This is a genomic window from Parasutterella secunda, from assembly GCF_016901835.1.
In the GTDB taxonomy this organism is placed as follows: domain Bacteria; phylum Pseudomonadota; class Gammaproteobacteria; order Burkholderiales; family Burkholderiaceae_F; genus Aphodousia; species Aphodousia faecavium.
This window is the reverse complement of record NZ_JACJKX010000007.1, coordinates 81,211-100,017: the sequence shown is the minus strand read 5'-3', so window position 1 is coordinate 100,017 and position 18,807 is coordinate 81,211. Positions and strand designations below refer to the sequence as shown.

General features: G+C 49.4%; 16 protein-coding genes and 1 pseudogene. 8 read left to right on the top strand and 9 right to left on the bottom strand.

Features of this window, described 5'->3' with window-relative positions; translation table 11 throughout:
- Window positions 1-37: 37 nt before the first annotated feature.
- The 3 genes and pseudogenes from H5985_RS05255 to H5985_RS05245 form a co-directional block, all read right to left on the bottom strand.
- Window positions 38-1,057 carry an RNA-guided endonuclease InsQ/TnpB family protein gene (locus H5985_RS05255; RefSeq protein WP_338124957.1) on the bottom strand — a complete coding sequence of 340 codons (1,020 nt, stop codon included), beginning with the start codon at window positions 1,055-1,057 and terminating at the stop codon, window positions 38-40.
- A 140-nt stretch (window positions 1,058-1,197) separates the two neighbouring features.
- A pseudogene (locus H5985_RS09650) lies at window positions 1,198-1,278 on the bottom strand (helix-turn-helix domain-containing protein); the annotation flags it as partial.
- Window positions 1,279-1,829: 551 nt separating this feature from the next.
- On the bottom strand, window positions 1,830-2,777 hold the full coding sequence (locus H5985_RS05245; protein WP_205050260.1) for an AEC family transporter: 948 nt from the start codon (window positions 2,775-2,777) through the stop codon (window positions 1,830-1,832).
- Window positions 2,778-2,879: 102 nt separating this feature from the next.
- On the opposite strand from H5985_RS05245, the gene H5985_RS05240 reads away from it, so the two are divergent.
- On the top strand, window positions 2,880-3,770 hold the full coding sequence (locus H5985_RS05240; RefSeq protein WP_205050259.1) for a LysR family transcriptional regulator: 891 nt from the start codon (window positions 2,880-2,882) through the stop codon (window positions 3,768-3,770).
- A gap of 97 nt (window positions 3,771-3,867) precedes the next feature.
- On the opposite strand, the gene iadA is transcribed toward H5985_RS05240, so the two are convergent.
- From iadA to H5985_RS05220, 4 genes are all read right to left on the bottom strand, one after another.
- On the bottom strand, window positions 3,868-5,013 hold the full coding sequence (gene iadA, locus H5985_RS05235; RefSeq protein WP_205050258.1) for a beta-aspartyl-peptidase: 1,146 nt from the start codon (window positions 5,011-5,013) through the stop codon (window positions 3,868-3,870).
- Window positions 5,014-5,170: 157 nt separating this feature from the next.
- Window positions 5,171-6,292, bottom strand: coding sequence for a M20 family metallopeptidase (locus H5985_RS05230; protein ID WP_205050257.1), 1,122 nt, complete (start codon window positions 6,290-6,292; stop codon window positions 5,171-5,173).
- A gap of 147 nt (window positions 6,293-6,439) precedes the next feature.
- On the bottom strand, window positions 6,440-6,904 hold the full coding sequence (locus H5985_RS05225; protein WP_205050256.1) for a YjiG family protein: 465 nt from the start codon (window positions 6,902-6,904) through the stop codon (window positions 6,440-6,442).
- A 23-nt stretch (window positions 6,905-6,927) separates the two neighbouring features.
- Window positions 6,928-7,629: a nucleoside recognition domain-containing protein gene (locus H5985_RS05220; protein WP_205050255.1), complete on the bottom strand. Its 702-nt coding sequence runs from the start codon at window positions 7,627-7,629 to the stop codon at window positions 6,928-6,930.
- Between the two features lie 313 nt (window positions 7,630-7,942).
- Between H5985_RS05220 and hflK the strand changes: the two genes are divergently transcribed.
- Genes hflK through H5985_RS05205 form a run of 3 tightly spaced genes read left to right on the top strand, consistent with a single transcriptional unit; the run spans window position 7,943 to window position 10,460 of the window.
- Window positions 7,943-9,370 (top strand): FtsH protease activity modulator HflK, encoded by a 1,428-nt coding sequence (gene hflK, locus H5985_RS05215; RefSeq protein ID WP_205050254.1) that lies wholly within the window; start codon window positions 7,943-7,945, stop codon window positions 9,368-9,370.
- A gap of 20 nt (window positions 9,371-9,390) precedes the next feature.
- Window positions 9,391-10,263 (top strand): protease modulator HflC, encoded by an 873-nt coding sequence (gene hflC, locus H5985_RS05210; RefSeq protein ID WP_205050253.1) that lies wholly within the window; start codon window positions 9,391-9,393, stop codon window positions 10,261-10,263.
- Window positions 10,264-10,265: 2 nt separating this feature from the next.
- Window positions 10,266-10,460: a DUF2065 domain-containing protein gene (locus H5985_RS05205; RefSeq protein ID WP_205050252.1), complete on the top strand. Its 195-nt coding sequence runs from the start codon at window positions 10,266-10,268 to the stop codon at window positions 10,458-10,460.
- A gap of 88 nt (window positions 10,461-10,548) precedes the next feature.
- Here the strand turns inward: H5985_RS05205 and queF are convergent, their stop codons facing one another.
- Window positions 10,549-11,391: an NADPH-dependent 7-cyano-7-deazaguanine reductase QueF gene (queF, locus tag H5985_RS05200; RefSeq protein WP_239481620.1), complete on the bottom strand. Its 843-nt coding sequence runs from the start codon at window positions 11,389-11,391 to the stop codon at window positions 10,549-10,551.
- An 8-nt stretch (window positions 11,392-11,399) separates the two neighbouring features.
- Window positions 11,400-12,251 (bottom strand): arginase family protein, encoded by an 852-nt coding sequence (locus tag H5985_RS05195; RefSeq protein WP_205050251.1) that lies wholly within the window; start codon window positions 12,249-12,251, stop codon window positions 11,400-11,402.
- A gap of 167 nt (window positions 12,252-12,418) precedes the next feature.
- Here H5985_RS05195 and H5985_RS05190 point away from each other — a divergent pair, with 167 nt between their 5' ends.
- The 4 genes from H5985_RS05190 to smc all read left to right on the top strand — a co-directional run bounded on the left by H5985_RS05190 (window position 12,419) and on the right by smc (window position 18,776).
- Window positions 12,419-13,714, top strand: a complete 1,296-nt coding sequence (locus tag H5985_RS05190) for an adenylosuccinate synthase (protein WP_205050250.1) — start codon at window positions 12,419-12,421, stop codon at window positions 13,712-13,714.
- A 50-nt stretch (window positions 13,715-13,764) separates the two neighbouring features.
- On the top strand, window positions 13,765-14,280 hold the full coding sequence (locus H5985_RS05185) for a phosphoribosyltransferase (protein ID WP_205050249.1): 516 nt from the start codon (window positions 13,765-13,767) through the stop codon (window positions 14,278-14,280).
- 142 nt (window positions 14,281-14,422) lie between these two features.
- On the top strand, window positions 14,423-15,124 hold the full coding sequence (locus tag H5985_RS05180; RefSeq protein WP_205050248.1) for a trimeric intracellular cation channel family protein: 702 nt from the start codon (window positions 14,423-14,425) through the stop codon (window positions 15,122-15,124).
- Window positions 15,125-15,248: 124 nt separating this feature from the next.
- Entirely contained in the window at window positions 15,249-18,776 is a 3,528-nt protein-coding gene (smc, locus tag H5985_RS05175; RefSeq protein WP_205050247.1) for a chromosome segregation protein SMC, read from the top strand.
- Window positions 18,777-18,807 lie beyond the last annotated feature (31 nt).

The following is an 18,807-nucleotide window of genomic DNA, read 5'->3' as shown; positions in this document are numbered from 1 at the left end:
GAACCCGCACCGACGGGTTTCTCCTCGGGGGAACTCTTCAAAAAGGAATCGCTTCCTTTTCCAGCGCACGGCCGTTCCGGCCGTATCGGTGTTTGTCTGATTCTGAGAGTCTAACCCAATGACGCAAGTTTCGCGCGGCTGCTTCATCCCGATCATGCTCGTGACCACACTGCGCACAGCGCCACTCACGTTCCTTCAATGTCAACCTCTCTTTCTTGGCCCCACACTCCGGACACCGTTTACTGGACGGGTACCATCGTCCCGCCACAATCAGGTTCTTTCCGACCGCTTTCAACTTGTATTGAAGCGTTCGGTAGAAGTTGCCAATCCCAACATCAGATACCGCTCGAGCCAGGTGATGGTTCTTAACCATCCCTTTTAAATTCAGATCTTCAATCACATAGGTTGTCACTTGACTATCGTTGACTAACCGATGAGTGATTTGATCGATCCAGTTCTTGCGGCAATGGCGAATTCTCTCATGAGTGCGTACTAACTCTTTTCTCACCTTCTCATAGCGTTTTGAGACGGTGACTTCCTTAACCTTTTCTCCTTTTTCATTTTCCTTAACGTTGACGATACGCAGGCATCGAGCCAATCGCTTTTGTTGTTTTTTAAGTTGCTCCGAATATTTTTTCAAAAACGTCGGGTTATCAATTTTTTCTGTTCCGCCCTGACTGGCTACAGTAAAGGCCGTTTTAATACCGGCATCAATGCCTGCTGTACGTTCAAAATTAACCGTATCCGGTACAACTTTGGGTTGTGCATCATCAACCAAAACACTGGCGTAGTACTTCCCTGAGGCTTCCCGAACAACCGTCACCGTTTTGACCGTACCGGTGAATCGCCGATGCAAAATAGCTTTGACGGGACCGATTTTGGGGAAAACAATATGACCTTTTGTTCCCACATCAGGAAATTGAACTTTGCAATGTTGAGGACAGTGAAAAGACTGCCTGCCGGAATGTTTGCTTTTAAAACGAGGGGGTTGTGCTCGTTTTTCAAAAAAAAATTGACAAAGGCGCGCTCGGCGTTGCGGGCTGCCATTTGAAGCGATTGTGAATTGACATCTTTGAGCCAGGGGTACTGTTTTTTCAGATCGACCAAACGAACAATGAAATCATGGCACCGCATGGTCTTACCGGTTTGTTTGTAACAATCATCAGCCTCAGAGAGGTAACGGTTGAAAACCCAACGGGTGCAACCGAAGTGGTCAATCAGAGATTGACGCTGCAGGCTGTTTGGATAGATCCTAAATTGATACGATACAAATGACATGACTGAATCGTATCATAACTAGATCTCAACAATCACCATATTTAAAGCACTTTGTTGATTTATGGCAATCCTTTTAGATTGTTGTCTTATATCTACCGCGTGAATGAACCCTGCCCCATAAAGTAGACCAGTTACAGTTACTGATTTTGGGTTATTTGCTGCCGATATTCACTCGGTGTTAGATAACCCAATTTCTTCTTGTCCTTTAGCTCAAATTTCAAATAGCCCATTATCTGACACCTGCTTTGATGCTCCAGGAATTGTTCAAATGTCAGGTAGTACCGGTGCTGCCGCTTTGGCACCGCGAACCGTGGGACATCCATTTGGCTTATTTAAAAACTGTGGGGCAACGTCCTGAAATCAGAACGTTGTCCACATTGATTTGGTGACACTTCAATGCAGTGACGATGGAGCATTGGAGTTTTTGGTACAAGCATTTCGGAATCCAGAAGGTTAACTAGGGATTTTGAAGAAAAGAGCTTGACCATTAAAAGGCGGCAACTGAACTATTCGTCTTAATTACCGCCATTTTGAATAATTAATCGCAGGACTCATAGCACTGTTGTAATCACAACGATCCAACAAGGAATTGTAAAGATGGCTGCCAATGTATGCGCAGTTGTAATCCCGGCAACGAGTGGGCCGTTGCCTCTCATGCTCGTGGTCATCACATAGCAAGACTGGGCTGTAGGAAGCATTGCAAAAATCATAAGCGCACCCGATGCTGCAGGGGCTAAGTCGAAAATCAAGCAGAATATAAGTGCAACGGCCGGTGTAGCCACAAGGCGTTCAACCGTGTTGGCGGATATGAGTTTCCAATCATTTTTCATGCCGCTTAATCGCAAGCCGGCACCGATACATAAAAGACCCATAGCAAGAGAAGCATTACCGAGAGACTTGAAAAAGGTCATTGCCACTTCTGGCACCGGAAGGGATGCGAGATTAACAATAAGTCCCAATGTCGTCGCAATGATCAGAGGATTGGTCACGATCGCTTCGATCGTTTTAAGAAGGACATTACATTCCCCTGAAGTCTGGTCTCTTTTGGCTACGGCGCTCGCGAGTGCTGCCACAGCGATGGAGTTGCTGATCGGGACCCAAAAGGCAATCAACAAACTCATTAGGGCTAATCCTTCTTGGCCGAAAAGACGGGAAACAAGGGCAAAACCGACATAAGTATTAAAACGAAATCCACAATGAAAAGCCGATGCATGAGTAACCGGATCGGCCTTGATCAGAAAACGGATCAGGTAAGACATCACAACCGCACACATCATGGCACTGATCGCCACAACCAGATAGAGTCCGGCTTCGCCCAGAGTCAGATTGGAAGTAGCTACCGATGTAAATAACAAAGGCGGAAAAAGAACGTAGAAAACAATTTTTTCTGCACCTTTCCAAAACGTTTCTCCAAATACCCCATCGTGGAAAAATTTCATCAACAGGAAACCGAGCAGGATCACCAGGAAATCGGGGAGAATGAGTAAAACGGTCAACATAGTAACCTTCCATTAAATACGTCAGAGACCAGTATAAAACTTGGAGAATATTAATAAAAGCGAATATTATGTATGAAAAACATTCAAAAATAGAATATTAAAATGTCAATCGTTAAATATCGTGCCTTTCTCACAGCAGTTGAGTGCGGTAGCTTCACCGAAGCGGCCAAGCGTCTTTTTTATACCCAATCAGCAGTCAGTCGAATGGTGGCAGATCTCGAAAATCAGTGGGGCGTTTCCCTGTTGAATCGAAAAAAATCCGGGGTCACGTTAACCACTGCCGGAAAAATGTTGTTGCCTTTCATTCGGCAGGTTTATGCGGATGAAATGCGTTTGAGTGGTGTGCTTCAGGATATGACGGGCTTAAAAAGCGGTCTGGTTCGATTGGGAACCGTTACCGCAGTGGCCAATGAGTGGCTTCCGTCTGTACTGAAGCGTTTTATGGCCTTTGCTCCCGGAATTGAATATGAGGTTTTAATCGGCAACGGTGACATCATCAGTCAATGGCTGAAGGAAGACCGAATCGATATAGGACTGTTCACACCGAAAGTCGGAGATAACTTAAATGCCAGACTTCTTCATTTGGACGAATTGCGGGTCATTTTTCCTAAAGGTCATCCCTTGAGTCAATATTCGAAAATTCCGCTTAAAGCCTTGGTCGATTATCCGTACATTCTGCATGGGGCAAGTTGGTGCAAGCAGTTGGAAGAAGGATTAGAGCAGAATAAACAGAAAATCCCTATTCGATATACAACGGTGGGAGCAACCTCAATCGTTAATTTGGTTAGGGAAGGGATCGGCGTGAGTATTTTGCCCGAACTGCTTTTGGAAAACGACAAGCACAAAGTACAAAGCCGTCCTCTGGATCCTTCAGTCTTTCGAAAAATTTTCTTGGTCACGCACGGAGAGCCGACCATGCCGGCCGTGAAGACTTTCATTGCAGAATTGCCGCGACTGCTGTCGCCAACATCAAAAAAGTCTGAAAACAACTGAAATCAAATCAGATTCTCGACGGATTTTGAGAATTTCTTCTCGTCAAAAAAACAAGGCGCAGAAGAAGTTTTCTGCGCCTCGTCTTCAGTGCCACTCGTTAGTATTCAAAAGTTCCCTTTTGAACAATTTCTCCGTTACGCATCATGACATGATTGCGGGATACAACTGTCGTCAATTCCATGGCATCGTTGAAAAGACAAGCATTAGCGCAACTGCCCACCTCAATTACTCCCTGATCCGGCAGACCTAAAGCGGCACCGACGTTAGAAGAAATAAACGTGATGGCGTCTTCAATCGGCATATGGTGTTCGGCTATCAATCGTTTGACTTCAGTTAAGTTACCGGCTACACCGCCGACTCCTAAACCGATCATTTCTCCCTTGTCATTGAAGCGTGGAACAGAGCCGTGACCGTCCGTAGACAAAGTGATGTGAGTGGGATCCACGCCTGCATCAAGCGCAGCCATCACGGCTTCGGCAGGATGGTCAAAGCAGCAACTCGCGCCAGTTGTGATATCCATGTAACCGCCGGCTTTTGCAAATTCCACAGCGGCGTCAAACACGTGGCGAATACGACCACAGTGCGTCGGGCGAATGTGCTTAATCGGAAAGCCCCGAGAGACAATTTCTTTGTACATGTCAAAGCTGCCCGGAATATTGCCCGTGTGAATATGAAGGAAACCCGTTTTACCGGCAATCATGCCGCCCACACGAATTTCAGCCAACAATGCGAGCACTTCCTGAACCGTCGGGAAAGAGGAGCGGTGGTCACCCAGAGCGATTTTCACGCCGAGGCATTCCGGAACAAGAAACATGTCTTGAGAGACAGAACCGGACAGCGTTGTGGGCGGGAACTTGTAGTTGGACGTGTACATCCAGGCAGACACCCCTTCAGATTTTAAGGCTCTCACCTTAGCTAACAGATTTTCGATTGAGCGGGTCACAAAATCCGTACCTGAAACACCCACAACACTGGTTGTGCCGCTTGCAACCAGTTCCGAGAGCATGATTTCAGGGGTACGCGTTACGGGACCACCTTCACCGCCGCCACCCGTGACGTGAATGTGTTGATCGAAAAAGCCCGGGGTCATGATTTGCCCCTTGGCATCGATTACCTCGGTGTCAGGAAGAGTGGAAGGAAGATCTTTACCGATGGCCACAACTTTTTCAGCCACCATCAGAACATCCTGTACGCCCTGATCTTTCGGGCTGAAGACATGCGCATTCTTAATCAATAAAGCCATATGAACACCTCACCGAAAAATTATTGGAGAAAAATTCTCCGCTAATCATAACGCCGCTACAGGAAAACAGAGAGGATTGAAAAGGTGAAATTTGAGTAAGAAAAGAAAAGGGGACGATCTTAACAACCGTCCCCTCAAGCTCAATTAATTAGAGAGCTTACTTGCGTTCAGCGATCAACGTGAAGAAGCGTTCTGCGACCTTGATATGCTTTTCAATCGTATTGATTTCAAGATATTCGCGATCGCAGTGCATTTCACCGCCGACAGGGCCGAGGCCGTCCAAGGTGGGAACGCCCATGGAAGCCGTCGTGTTACCGTCGGAGGCGCCGCCGGCCTTCATCCAGGCAATGTCATAACCTTCAAGCTTGGCAGCTTCTTCAATGAGGCTTGCCATGGCTTGCGTGGCTTCGCTCAAGGGCATAGCAGCGTGATGATTCTTTTCAACGATTTCCTGCGTAACACCTTCCACCCAGGTTTGTTGAGCCAATTGCATGATCTTGGCATTGACTTCGTCGTAGTCGGCATCGTTCCAGACGCGCAGATCCAATTCGGTTTCAGCCAAATCCGGTACAACATTGGCAGCCGTACCGCCGCGAACCACACCGAAATTGAGCGTAATACCACGATCCCAATCGGCCAATTCCTTCACGGCAGCAATGAACTTCACCATGGCGAAGACAGCATCGCGACCGCGTTCCGGGCAGTTGCCGGCGTGAGCGGAAACACCGTGGAAAGTGATCTTGTAGGTGCTCGAGCCTTTACGAGCGCAAACCAATTCACCGCCTTCACGAGCCGGTTCAAAAATCAAGGCACGATCAGACTTCGAAGCGCATTCCTTCAACCAGTCGTGAGAGCTCACGGAACCGGTTTCTTCATCGGGGTTACAAGCCACGAGAATGGAGAGCTTATCGAGCGTTTCCTTCGGAAGATTCTTCAAAGCATAGAAAATCGTCATGCAACCGGCTTTGCAGTCCAAGACACCAGGGCCATAGGCGCGATCACCCTTGATGGACATGGGACGCACGGCAACAGTACCGGCGGGGAACACCGTATCCAAGTGAGCGTTCAGCATGACATCGTAGTGGGTAGCATCGGGCTTATTCGTAGCAAAAAGACCGGGACCGACCTTGTCGCCCAAGTCAACGAGTTTGGCGGTAAAGCCAATGCCTTCGTACATGCCCTTGAACGTTTCAGCCACTTGCTTAACGCCATCGATGCAGGCGGTGCCGGCATCCACGTTAACGACCTTTTCCAAGTCCTTCAAAAATTCTTGAACCATCGGAAATTTCCTTTCTAAATTTGTTATGAACCGATCAAAATTGATGTTTGATCGACCAAGTTCATTGTACTGTTTGTGTCTGAAAATATGAATAAGGGAGATTAACAAAAATCAATCTCCCTTTCAGATGCGATTAAAGTTGCATCACTAGACGATGATGTTCATTACAAACATACCGATGAAAGCGTTGATAATGGCAACGCCCATCAACACGGGGATCATGGAGCCGCGCGTACCGATAACGCCCAAGCAACGACCCATGTATTGCAATTGAGAACCCATCAAGTAGATACCGGGAGCCAAAATGGCGCAGTCGGTCACGGACAAGGAGCCTTGATCAAACAAAGCAGCGGCCACACCGACACCACCACCCATGGACATCCAACCGGCGATCAACACGGCAGCGGCTTCACCGGGAAGACCGAAAAGGCCCATCAACGGACGGAAAATATCGCCCAAGATCGGCAAAAGACCGGCCACGTTCAACACGCGAATGATCACGAAAGCCATTAACACATTCGGGATCGTGGAGTGGGTAGCAATACCCCAACCTTGAATGGCACCCTTGACGAATACGTCGGTAACCATCGGCTTGCTGTTTTCGCTAGACATACTTTATATCCTCCAATCCTGAATTAAGCGGCCTTCTTCTTCTTGGCCATGAAGATCTTCAAGAAGCGAACAATGTTGGCGCCAACAACCTTCATGACGAGCATGATGCCCAAGCACAAAGCGATGGAAGCGGGAACAGTGTTACCAGCGGAGTCAGTCAAGCTCAACAACACGACACCTGCACCGAGGAAGTTGGTGATCGTGGCATCAGCAGACAATTGGAACATGGCGAATACGTCAGCTTCGTCTTCGGTGATTTCACCCTTGTCCAACAACTGACGGGTCAAAGCAGCACCACCGTCGGTCGATTGCAAGGAAGCGATCAAAGCCAAAGAGCAGGAACCCGGAATACCCATCAACGGACGGAGAATCGGGGTCAAGAGTTGACGAGCAGCGGTCAAAGCGCCGTAGTGGTCGCAGACCGTGATCATGGCCAAGGCGAACATAACGGTCGGAACCAAGGTCAAGGCGAAGCAGAAGCCGTCAATGGCACCCGTACCACCCACACCGCGGAACATACCGGTAGCCGTCTTGATAGCGTCGCCGTTCAGTGTCACATTGGTAACAACCTTACCGAAGGCACCGTTCAACGTGGAGAAGTCGAAAATAGCCCACCAGTGATTACCAGCGCAGACACCGGAGAAAAAGACGACGGCGAAAATCAAAGAGATATAACCGCCAATACCGGCCTTTTCTTCCTTAGTCTTATTTTCTTGTTCAGACATAGGATTGATCCTTATTGTTAACAATATGTAAAGAAATGGATGTCTTTAAACATCCGCGTTACAGATAGTAAAGTATTTAACATCTTCGTGTGTAAGTAGTTTCCCTTATTTTTGGGGCTCAGAATGGTAAATCTAGGGGGAATACCTGATTAAGACACACAAAATACAGCTTTGACCGGAGCCGATTTTGCTATTTTCTAAGATTGGCTTAAGAGTTGAGAAAATTTTTCCATTAAAATAAAACGTTCACTTTTATTAATTAGCAGGCGGACTCCGTTGCCTGTATCGGAACGGATGACCGGGGAGTAGAGCGATGTCTTTAAATGACCCGCATTGGGGCCGAGGCGGCTCGGACGAAAAAGAAGAAAAAAAGAGCGTCTCAGAAAATGAAATGAGAGATAACGACGATCGTGCCCAAGATAATAAGGAACGCCAGGAGGCCGAACCTGGTAATCGCTCGCCGAAAAACGGTCAGGGTGATGACTTGGATCGTCTCTGGGATGAATTTAACCGTGCTTTAGGCGGTATGTTGGGTCAACGAAACGACGATCGGTCCGAGGGCGAGCGTCGTCAAAGCAGTGCCTTTAACGAACCGGAACAACCTCGCCGCGATTCAAACGGTCAATGTCCTCAGGATCAGTTTAAAAAGCAGTTTGAATCCTTTAAACACATGCAGCCGCCTAAATTTATAAGTAAGAAACCCGGCGGACGGGGTTTAGCCTTTGCCGCAGTTGTGGTGGTGGGTCTTTGGGCTGCTACCGGGTTTTACATTGTGCCCGAAGGTCAGTCGGGTATCGTGACCACCTTCGGTCGATATACCGAAACGACCATGCCGGGTTTCCGCTGGCACATTCCTTTCCCCATTCAACAAGCCGATATTGTTGACGTGAGCAGTGTCCGTACTGTAGCCATCGGAGCCATGGGTCGCGCCAACCGCGAGGCCGAAGCATTGATGCTCACCGACGATGAAAATATCGTTGACCTGCGCTTTAACGTTCAATACCGTATTAAGTCCGGCGACGGCGCCATGAATTACATCTTCCGATCCCGCGATCCGGATGAGTCGGTCAGACAATCGGCTGAAAGCGCCATGCGTGAAGTGGTCGGTCGTAAGAAGATGGACAGCGTGCTTTTTGAAAGCAAGCAGGAAATCGCTGAAGATGTCAAAAAGATCATGCAGGAAATGCTCGATCGTTATCACACCGGTATCGAGGTGATGAGCGTGGCCATTCAAAATGCTCAGCCGCCTCAGCCCGTACAAGCGGCTTTCGATGATGCGGTGAAGGCCGGCCAAGACCGTGAACGCCAGATCAATGAAGGTCAGGCTTACGCCAATGACGTCATTCCGAAGGCCAGAGGTATGGCTGCCCGCCTTGCCCAGGAAGCCGAAGGTTATAAAGCCCGCGTGGTGGAAACGGCCAAGGGTGATGCCGATCGTTTCGCTCAAGTGTTGACTCAGTACGAAAAAGCTCCGCGAGTGACGCGTGATCGTATGTATGTGGACATGATGCAGCAGGTGATGCAGTCGACCACAAAGGTCTATGTGGATACGCAGGACGGCAACAATTTGCTGTACTTGCCGTTTGATAAGCTCATGGAGCAAAACGCTGCCTCAGCTGCAACCCCTGCAGCGGCTACCGGTCCTGCTCCCGCAGCCGTAACGCAACAGCCTGCTTCCTCCGGCAGTCGAGCAGCATCGACTCAGAGCTCTTCGCGCAATATTCGTGACCGAATTCGCTAACAGGAAGATAGGAGAAACAAATGAATAAATTATCGACTGCTGTCTTCGTTGGCGTGGCGGCCGTAGTTGCAGCAAATTTCTGCCTTTATACGGTAAACGAACGTGAGCACGCACTGGTGTTTGCTCTGGGTGAACTCAAAGAAGTGGTCTCGGAGCCGGGGCTGCATGTGAAATTGCCGCCGCCTTTCCAGAACGTTGTGTATTTGGACAAGCGTATTCTGACGTTGGACGCACCGACCGCCGACTTGGTGCAGACCAGTGAAAAGAAAAACTTAATGATTGACTCTTTTGTTAAGTGGCGTATCGCTGACCCTCGTCGATACTGGGTGTCCTTCCAAGGAAATGAACGGGCTGCTGAAGATCGGATTTCGGCATTGCTTCGTGACGCGTTAAACCAAACGGTTAATAAACGGACGGTTAACGGCATCACGAGCCGCGAGCGTGATGTGGCCATGCTTGAGATTCGCACGGGTCTTCAGGAACGTGTCCGTGACGTGGGAGTCGAAGTGGTGGATGTGCGCTTAAAGCGCGTGGACTTTACGCCTGAGATTTCCGAATCGGTCTACCGTCGTATGGAAGCCGAACGTAAGCGCGTGGCAGCCGAAGAGCGCTCGACCGGTGCGGCAGAAGCCGAAAAGATTCGTGCCGATGCCGATCGCCAACGAGCGGTGATTTTGGCTCAGGCCTACAATCAGGCCCAACAGATCAAGGGTGAGGGCGATGCAATCGCCAACGCCACCTATGCCGAAGCCTTCTCGAAAAACGCAGAATTTGCTCGTTTCTACCGCAATATCGAAGCGTATCGAGCCAGTTTTGCCAATAAGAAGGATGTCATGGTGATCGATCCCTCGGCGGACTTCTTCAAATACATGAAAGAGCCTGAGGCGAAGTAAAAATGACCTGGCAGACTTGGGTGTTGGCTTTGGCACTGGTTTGCATTATCGAGGGGTTGATTCCCTTTGCTGCTCCTGATAAGTGGCTCGAGTCCGTTCAGGAGATCGGCCGAATCGGCAAACCGGAAGTGATCCGAAAGATCGGCTTAGGTTTGTTGCTGATTGGAGTAGGCGTAATTTGGCTTGTGACAGCCTGATGCTTAAGCCCGAATGACTTTTTTCTGCCAAAAAAAGATCCCCATTTCCTGAGTCAGGAGTGGGGATCGGCTTATCTGAGGTTAATTTTTACTGACGCTTTTCACGAATGAACTCATCAGGTCTGTCTCGCCATGATGAGCGGAAGGGGTTGATGTCAATGCCACCGCGTCTTGTAAAACAGGCATAGACCTCAAGCATCTGAGGATTAAATGCCTGGCGTAAGTCGTGGTAGATCTGCTCGACACATTGTTCATGAAAACCTTTGTGGCAACGGTAGGAAATGAGGTACTGCAAAAGTCCGCTCGGATCAATTTCATTTCCGCGGTAGGAAATCATGACGCTTGCGAGATCGGGTTGACCGGTTACCGGGCACAGAGAGCGAAAAACCGTGGTGTAGAAGGTCTCTTCAACGATTTTGTCTGAATGCGGGACAAATCGTAAATAGGACGGATCGGTTTCATAAGCGCATACCGGAGCATCGGTCGGCAATTGCAAAGCATCCAGACAAATTCCCGGCATCGTACGAAGAGTTTCGTGATACTGACTGAGGGGTTGAAGTTTTACTTCAACAGTTGCTCCCAGCCTGTCGGACAAATCTTCACTGAAATGCCTTTTAACCTCTTCGATGTCCTTCATACGTGTCATGGCAAAGGAGCCCGCGTAGAGTTTGAGGGATTTCGATTCGATGATACTGTGAGAATCGGCGGGAACGTAGAGCTCTCCCACGGCAGTTTGAGGAATACCTTGATCGTTAAGCCAAGACAGTTCATACAAGCGCCAGATATCGGCGCCTCGAAAATCGTGGTCACCGATTGCGTCGCGTCCGAGACTGCGTTTGATCGGTTGCAGCAGATCGGGATTGTAGCGGTCGCTGTAGACGGTCTCTTTACCTAATAAGGTGTTCTTAGGTTCGGGCATTAAAATCGGCATAACAGGTCCTATTTGGTAAACAGCTCTAAAGAGCCGAACATTTTGCTTAATCGTTCTTCGTCAAAAGGAAGGTACTCGGCTACGGTGAATCCGACGATATCTGAAGAACGACTGATTGTCTGAAGTATCTGACTGAGTTGATCCGGACGCATTTTGCCGCCGCCCGAGCCGTCTCCAACCAATTCAGGATTAGCAAAATAGGTCGAATGGAAATATTGAGGATTGAGCACATCAATATCAAGGTGCACCAGGATGTGATCGAACTTTTCGGTAAACGTTGCAATTTCTTCACCGGTGAGAAATTTTTCAGTCTGAATTTTGTAGTTCACACCGAGCTCATCGAGAAATTGCGCCTGATAATCATGCAGCCCCTGCAGACCGACATACAAAAGTTCATTGGGTTTAAAGGGCGGATTTTTAAGCATTTCGACCATGCTTTTCTCACCTTTACCCAATAAAGCACCGAGTACCATGGCGTGAGCGTTGGGGTAGCCGTCTTTGGCCATGGAAACATCCGGATGCGCATCAATCCAGATAATGCCGGCATCGGGATAAAGACCGTGCAGGTAATCAAACGGAGCTTGAGATACCAGACAGTTGCCGCCGATGGTAATGATTTTCTGAGGCCGGTTTTCTTCAATGACTTTTTGTGCAGCACGAATGCCTGAGAGCACTTCGTTTTTGCCGGCTATGCCGTCTTGAATGGTTCGGGGCTGCCCGTCGGGTCGGGCCACTTCAACCTTCACCAAAGGTTGATTGGAATTGGCAGGCAAAATGTGTTGTAAAAGATTGGCACCGAAGTAATACGTTTCAAGTCCTCCGCTGAGCCAATCAGGATACAGTAAGCGAATGGTTTTCATTTTTAGATCATTGTGAAGAAGCCGAAAAATTATACGTTAGTTCAAAACTTGCTCGTCAGAGGACTACAAAAAATTCTGAAACTCGGCGATAATAAGACGGTTGCGTGCGTAATGAACAGGTTCATTACCGCTTTCAAGTTTTCATTGCTTATTTCGGGGATAAAACAATGGCTAAGAATGTTGTCGTGGTCGGCGCCCAGTGGGGCGACGAAGGTAAAGGCAAGATTGTTGACTGGCTTACTGAAAAAGTCGATGGCGTTGTCCGTTTCAACGGCGGTCACAATGCGGGTCACACTTTGGTGATCAACGGTCACAAAACAATTCTTCGTTTGATTCCGTCGGGCATTATGCATCCGACGATGACCTGCTATCTTGGCAACGGTATCGTTTTTTGTCCGGAAGCCTTTTTCGGTGAAATCGAACAGTTAAGAAATCATGGCTGCGAAGCCGAGCATCGTATTCGTGTCTCGGGCAACGCTCCCTTGGTGATGCCTTATCACATCGCTTTGGATCACGCCCGTGAAGCCGCCGCCGGTGCCAAGAAGATCGGTACGACCGGCCGCGGTATCGGCCCCACGTATGAAGATAAAGTGGCCCGCCGCGGTGTCCGTGTGGCTGACCTCTTTAATGAAAAATTCTTCATTGAACGTGTGCGTGATGTGATGGAATATCACAACTTCGAGTTGACGCAGTTACTCGGCGCTCAAGCTTTGGATATCAATAAAGTTATTGATGAAACGCTTGCGTACGCCCCGCGTATCAAACCGATGTTGACCGACGTGTCCTACACGATCAATAAGCTCATGGACGAAGGTAAGTCCTTCCTCTTTGAGGGCGCTCAAGGTTCCATGCTCGATATTGACCACGGTACCTATCCCTATGTGACGAGCTCCAACACGGTGGCCGGCGCCGTCTGTTCCGGTGCCGGTGTCGGTGCTCACCGCATTGACTATGTGTTGGGTATTACCAAAGCGTATTGCACCCGAGTCGGTGAAGGTCCTTTCCCGACAGAGCTTGACAATGAAATCGGTCAGCACTTGAGAGACAAGGGCTACGAATACGGTGCCGTGACCGGTCGTCCGCGTCGCTGCGGTTGGTTTGACGGGGCTGCCATGCGTCGTGCCGTCCAAATTAACGGTTTGCGCGGCTTGGCTGTCATGAAGTTGGACGTTTTGGACGGACTCGAGACGGTTCGTCTCGGTGTGGGTTACAAGTATCAAGGCGAAGAAGTGGAAGTGATGCCCTACGGAGCCGAAGCTTGTGCTCAATGTGAAGTCATCTATGAAGACTTCCCGGGTTGGAAAGAAAGCACGTTCGGTGTGACGCGTTGGGAAGATTTGCCTGAGACGGCCAAGCGTTACTTGCAACGCTTGTCTGAAGTGGCAGGCTGCCCGATCGCTGTGGTCTCAACCGGTCCGGATCGTTCACAAACGATCATGTTGGACAATCCGTTTGCCAAATAACATTAACCTTTAGAGGACTGAGGGCGGCACAAAGCCGCCCTTTCAAATTTATGAGTGACCTTTTCGTTACCCAAGAACAATACGACGACTTAATCGAGAAGCTTATCCTGAAGGTAGCCGATGACGGCTATCGGTTCGATACGGTTTTGTGTCTCGCCCGAGGCGGGATGCGCATCGGGGATATTTTCTCGCGTGTGCACGATATGCCCTTGGCTATTTTGGCGACGAGCTCTTACCGCCAGGCGGCCGGTACGCAACAGGGCCAATTGGACATCGCTCAATTCATCACCAAAACCGGTGGCGAGATTGCCGGACGGTTGTTGTTGGTCGATGACATGGTCGATTCCGGTAAAACGATTGTTCAGGTGGCCGAACATCTGAAAAAACAATATCCTGCCATTACGGAAATCCGAGTGGCTGTTTTGTGGTGGAAGTCTCATTCGGTTTGTAAGCCTGATTATTGGTGTGATTACCTTGAGGATAATCCCTGGATTCACCAACCCTTTGAACGCTACGATGCCATGGGTATTGACCGATTGCGTGAAATCAGTCGGGACAAAAATTAATCAAGTGTTTTTTTCTCAAAAAAGACCTGTGCAACACAAAGACGGGTCTTTTTTGTTGAAAGTTCAACGAATTGAAGCATTGATTCAAATTGCTTAAAATGACGAAAATTTTTTAAATGACCTCCATCAACTGAAATTTGTCATGGATATCACCGCTGCTCTCGAGGCCTTTTATAACAAGGTAGATCTTCTCTATTTAACCGACGTGATCGGTATTGTCGCTTTTGCTTTTGCCGGTATTTTGATCGGGATTCGCATGAAGTGTGACCCGGTCGGTGTTTTTGTCTTGGCTTTTTCCACCGCTTTCGGCGGCGGGATTATGCGTGATCTGTTGATTGACCGTCGTCCGATGTATTGGATTGCCAATCAGGAGCTCGTCTGGCTTGTGCTCTTTATGGCCATCTTTACGCCGATGCTTTTCCGCTTTTATAAAAAGCACCTCTCGTACGACATTTTTGTCTGGAGCGACGCTATCGGTTTGGGCTTTTTCTCTGCGGTAGGGACAAGCCACGGTGTCAACCTCGGCGTGCCTTATCTGCCCGCTGTGTTGTGCGGTGTGGCTACCGGTGTTTTCGGCGGTCTTTGCCGTGATGCCTTCCTCAATATCAAGCCCTCCTTAATTTATGACCACCAGCCCTATGGGTCCGTGGCCTTTGCGGGTTGCTGGCTCTACATTGCCATGATTGAATTGGGCTTTGACAACACGTTAAGTATCTGGGGGGGTTCGCTCTTTATCTGCTTCTTCCGTATGTGGTGTTACTATCGCTCCTGGCGCATCGCCTACCACGATGAGTTCATTCACCAGGATCCGTCTCCGGAAACCGATCGCGATCGCCGCCGTTAAACGTTTGAGTTTGCTACGCTGTGCGAAGTGCCGTAAAGCCTGAGCACAGCCCGGGCGTCTGGACAAGGCGCCTTTTTTGTTTTTAAAATCAAAATCTTTGTAATCGATTATTTAGGAAATATCCGTGCGTTTGCGCCAAATACGCATCAGCGGGTTTAAGTCTTTCGCTGACCTCACCGTTATTGAAGTACCTTCATCCATCGTCGGGATTGTGGGCCCGAACGGCTGCGGCAAATCCAATGTGATTGAGGCCGTACGCTGGGCTTTGGGTGAAGGTAAAGCCAGTGACTTGCGCTGCAAGAGCATGAGTGAGCTCATCTTTGCCGGCTCCGATAACAGAAAACCCGCCGGCCGCGCGATGGTGGAACTGGTCTTTGACAATAGCGACGGAACGCTTCAAGGCCCTTGGGGAGCTTATGCGGATATTTCTGTGAAGCGCGTTTTAACGCGCGACAATACGAGCTCGTACCTTATCAACAATCAGCAGGTCCGAGCCACCGATGTGCGTGATCTTTTTATGGGAACCGGGTTGGGGGCCAACTCCTACGCCATCATCAGTCAAGGTATGGTGACGGAATTTGCCAAAGATTCGCCCGAAAAGCGTCGCGAATATCTCGAAGAAGCGGCCGGCGTTTCCAAATACAAAAAACGCCGCAAAGAGGCTGAATCCAAACTTGCCAGCACCCGAGCCAATCTGGACCGCGTCAGTGACCTGCAGGTGACTCGTCGCGAGTCGTTAAAGCGTCTGCAAGAAGAAGCTGAGGTCGCTAAACACTATCAGGCCCTCAACACGAAACGTCAGGCGCAGGAGTCGCTTTGGTGGTTTGCCCAGATGGTAGAGGCGCAAAATGCAATCGATCGCATCAATGCGCAAATTGCTCAGGCGCAGACCAAAGTCGGTGAAAACGACAGTGAATCGGCTAAGCTTCGTGAAAGACTTCAGACTTTACGCTCGCAATTTAATGAGGCCAACATTATGGTGCTCGGTAAAACGCAGTCATTGGCTGAGGTTGATAAGCAGATTTCAGCGGTGGAAGGCAATATCCGTTCCATTATCGAGCGTCGTGCCTTAATGAAAACGCAACTGGAGAGCTACCGCTCGATGTTGCAGGCCCGTACCAATGAAGTCACCGTACAGGGCGAAAAGATTCATACGCTCACGCTTGAACGCGAAGAAAAGGAAGAGCTTGTTGCCAGTGCCAATGAGCGCGAGGCGGTGCTTGAGGAAAAGAAAAATCTTTCCGAAGACATCGCCATGCAAAAGCACCAGGACTATGAAGCGCTTCAGAAAGAAGCGCAGAAAATCGAAAACGAATCCCGAAGTCTGTCTTTGGAAATGGCTACACTGTCCAAAACCAAAGAAGAGTTAACGCTTCGCCTGGAAAAATTCAAACGTGAAGCCGCACAGACTGAAGCGCCCGATATGGTGCGTTTTGAGTCGATCAAGGAAGAGCTCGCTATTGTTCGAGAAGACAGCGCAGCACTTAAAGAACAACGTGAAGAGTCTCAGGCAGAACTTGAAGAGACTCGTGCCGAATTGGCTGAGTTGCAAAAAACGATTCACGAAAAAGAGCAGCGTCAGGCAGCACTGACGGCAAAACTTGCCACTCTTAAAGAGTTGGAAGAAAAGTCTCTCACGGCAGATAAACTCTCCGAGTGGCTGTCTCGGCAGGGACTTTCGGGTCTGGCTCGGTTATTTGAAAAGCTTCAGCCTCAAAGCGGCTGGGCCCGTGCATTGGAAGCCGTGCTTCGGGAACGCGTCAACGCTTTGGGAATCACAAATTTATCCATGGCTGCCGGTTTTGAAATGGCCGCCCCTCCCGCCAAACTGACCTTTTATTCGACGCTTTTACCGACGGAGGCTATCGAAACGCCTGCGGGGTTAACGTGCCTCATTGAAAAGCTTCATTTTGACAAGCATAACGAAGAAACCCGTGCGGCCCTGTCTCGGTGGTTGTCTCACTATTTTGTGGCGGAAAATGTCCGTCAGGCGGTCTCTCAAGTCAATCTTTTACCGCCGGGTTGCCATTTTGTGACGCCGCAAGGTCACATCGTCGATCAGGTGAGCGTGAATTTCTGGGCCGATGACTCAACCGGTCTTTTATCGCGTCGGGCGGAAATTTCTGCTCTTGAAGAGGAAAACCAGACGCTTCGTCAAGAGCTCGAGAGCCTTCACGAACAGTTGGGGCAGATTCATATTCAGGTTTCCCGAGCCGGTGATCAACTTCGCAGCGCTACGACACACTTTGAAAGCGTGAGAACAAAAGAAAGTGAATTGGCACTTGAAGTGACGCGGATGACCGCCGCCATTGAAGCCTATAGAAATCGCAGCGAGGAATTGAGCGAATGGATTGAGGAAGCTCAAGCGCAGCTTGAAGAGACAAGCGCAGCGATCGAAGAGGCAGAAGAGCGGTTTTCGGCAATGGATGAAGAGGTGGCGCAACGTCAGCAAAAGTCCGAAGACGCCCGCCAGGCTTGGGAGATGGCTCGTCAGCAAGCCAAACAGGCTGAGCAGGAATTCAATGTTTTTGCCTACACGCAGCGTGAAATAGAGATGACGCTCAAGAATCTTTCCGAGCGCATAGGCGAAGCACAGCGAGCGCAGCTTGTGGCTCAGAATGAGCAGGTTGAACTCAAAGAGAAAATTCAAGAGGTGACGGCACGTTTGGAAGAACTCGATGAAGACAGTGAAAAAGCGGGTCTTCAGGAACTTCTGGCAAAACGTGAGGTGGCCCAGGCTGCGGTTGAGGCGGTTAAAGAAAAGCTCACGCAAATTGAAGCGAGTGTGGCCCAAGCCGAAAAATCATTGGAGGCTTTCGAAGACGCTAAACGCCGAGAACAAAACCGCATGGGCGACTTGATTGCCAAACGCGGTCAACACGAGGTGGAATATGGGACAGTCAAAAGCCGTCTGGAAGAATTGGATTTTGATGAGCAGGCGCTTCGTACCCGCTATGAACTTGAGCGCCCGAAACTCAATGCCTTGCGCCAGGAGGTCGAACAGATTGCGCGGGACATGGCGCAGTTGGGGGCCGTGAACCACGCCGCTCTTGAGCAATTGACTGCACAGCAAGCCGAAGTCGATCGAATCGATCGCGAAGTGCTTGACCTTGAACAGGCCATTGCGACCATTGAAGCGGCGATCAAAAAGATTGACCACGAGACCCGTGCTCTCCTGACCGATACCTTCAATCGGGTCAATGAGGCTTTCAATCAGAAGTTCACCCAACTTTTCAACGGTGGTCATGCACGATTGGAAATGACAAGCGATGATGCGCTTGAAGCGGGGATTGAAATGTTTGCCAATCCTCCCGGTAAACACAATCACTCTATCCGCCAACTCTCCGGGGGCGAATTGACGCTTACGGCTACAGCGCTCGTGTTTGCATTCTTTACCCTAAATCCGGCACCGTTTTGCCTTTTGGACGAAATCGATGCCCCGCTTGATGAGGCCAACCAGGAGCGTTTATCGAGATTGGTCGGTGCCATGAGTGAAAACACACAATTTATGATGATTACACACCATCGGGTGACGATGGAACACACCAATCAATTGATCGGGGTCACGATGAAGGAACCCGGCGTATCCCGTGTGGTGAGCGTTGATATTGCCGAGGCCAGTCAATACGCACAAAAGCCTCAAAACCGGTGATTTTTAGGACTTAAAAGTCTTCTTTTAGCGT

Bases quoted from the DNA above. Each gene is read 5' to 3' on its own strand.
- H5985_RS05245 (WP_205050260.1), bottom strand. From the start codon at position 2,777: ATGTTGACCGTTTTACTCATTCTCCCCGATTTCCTGGTGATCCTGCTC.
- H5985_RS05240 (WP_205050259.1), top strand. From the start codon at position 2,880: ATGTCAATCGTTAAATATCGTGCCTTTCTCACAGCAGTTGAGTGCGGT.
- iadA (WP_205050258.1), bottom strand. From the start codon at position 5,013: ATGGCTTTATTGATTAAGAATGCGCATGTCTTCAGCCCGAAAGATCAG.
- H5985_RS05230 (WP_205050257.1), bottom strand. From the start codon at position 6,292: ATGGTTCAAGAATTTTTGAAGGACTTGGAAAAGGTCGTTAACGTGGAT.
- H5985_RS05225 (WP_205050256.1), bottom strand. From the start codon at position 6,904: ATGTCTAGCGAAAACAGCAAGCCGATGGTTACCGACGTATTCGTCAAG.
- H5985_RS05220 (WP_205050255.1), bottom strand. From the start codon at position 7,629: ATGTCTGAACAAGAAAATAAGACTAAGGAAGAAAAGGCCGGTATTGGC.
- hflK (WP_205050254.1), top strand. From the start codon at position 7,943: ATGTCTTTAAATGACCCGCATTGGGGCCGAGGCGGCTCGGACGAAAAA.
- hflC (WP_205050253.1), top strand. From the start codon at position 9,391: ATGAATAAATTATCGACTGCTGTCTTCGTTGGCGTGGCGGCCGTAGTT.
- H5985_RS05205 (WP_205050252.1), top strand. From the start codon at position 10,266: ATGACCTGGCAGACTTGGGTGTTGGCTTTGGCACTGGTTTGCATTATC.
- queF (WP_239481620.1), bottom strand. From the start codon at position 11,391: ATGCCGATTTTAATGCCCGAACCTAAGAACACCTTATTAGGTAAAGAG.
- H5985_RS05195 (WP_205050251.1), bottom strand. From the start codon at position 12,251: ATGAAAACCATTCGCTTACTGTATCCTGATTGGCTCAGCGGAGGACTT.
- H5985_RS05190 (WP_205050250.1), top strand. From the start codon at position 12,419: ATGGCTAAGAATGTTGTCGTGGTCGGCGCCCAGTGGGGCGACGAAGGT.
- H5985_RS05185 (WP_205050249.1), top strand. From the start codon at position 13,765: ATGAGTGACCTTTTCGTTACCCAAGAACAATACGACGACTTAATCGAG.
- H5985_RS05180 (WP_205050248.1), top strand. From the start codon at position 14,423: ATGGATATCACCGCTGCTCTCGAGGCCTTTTATAACAAGGTAGATCTT.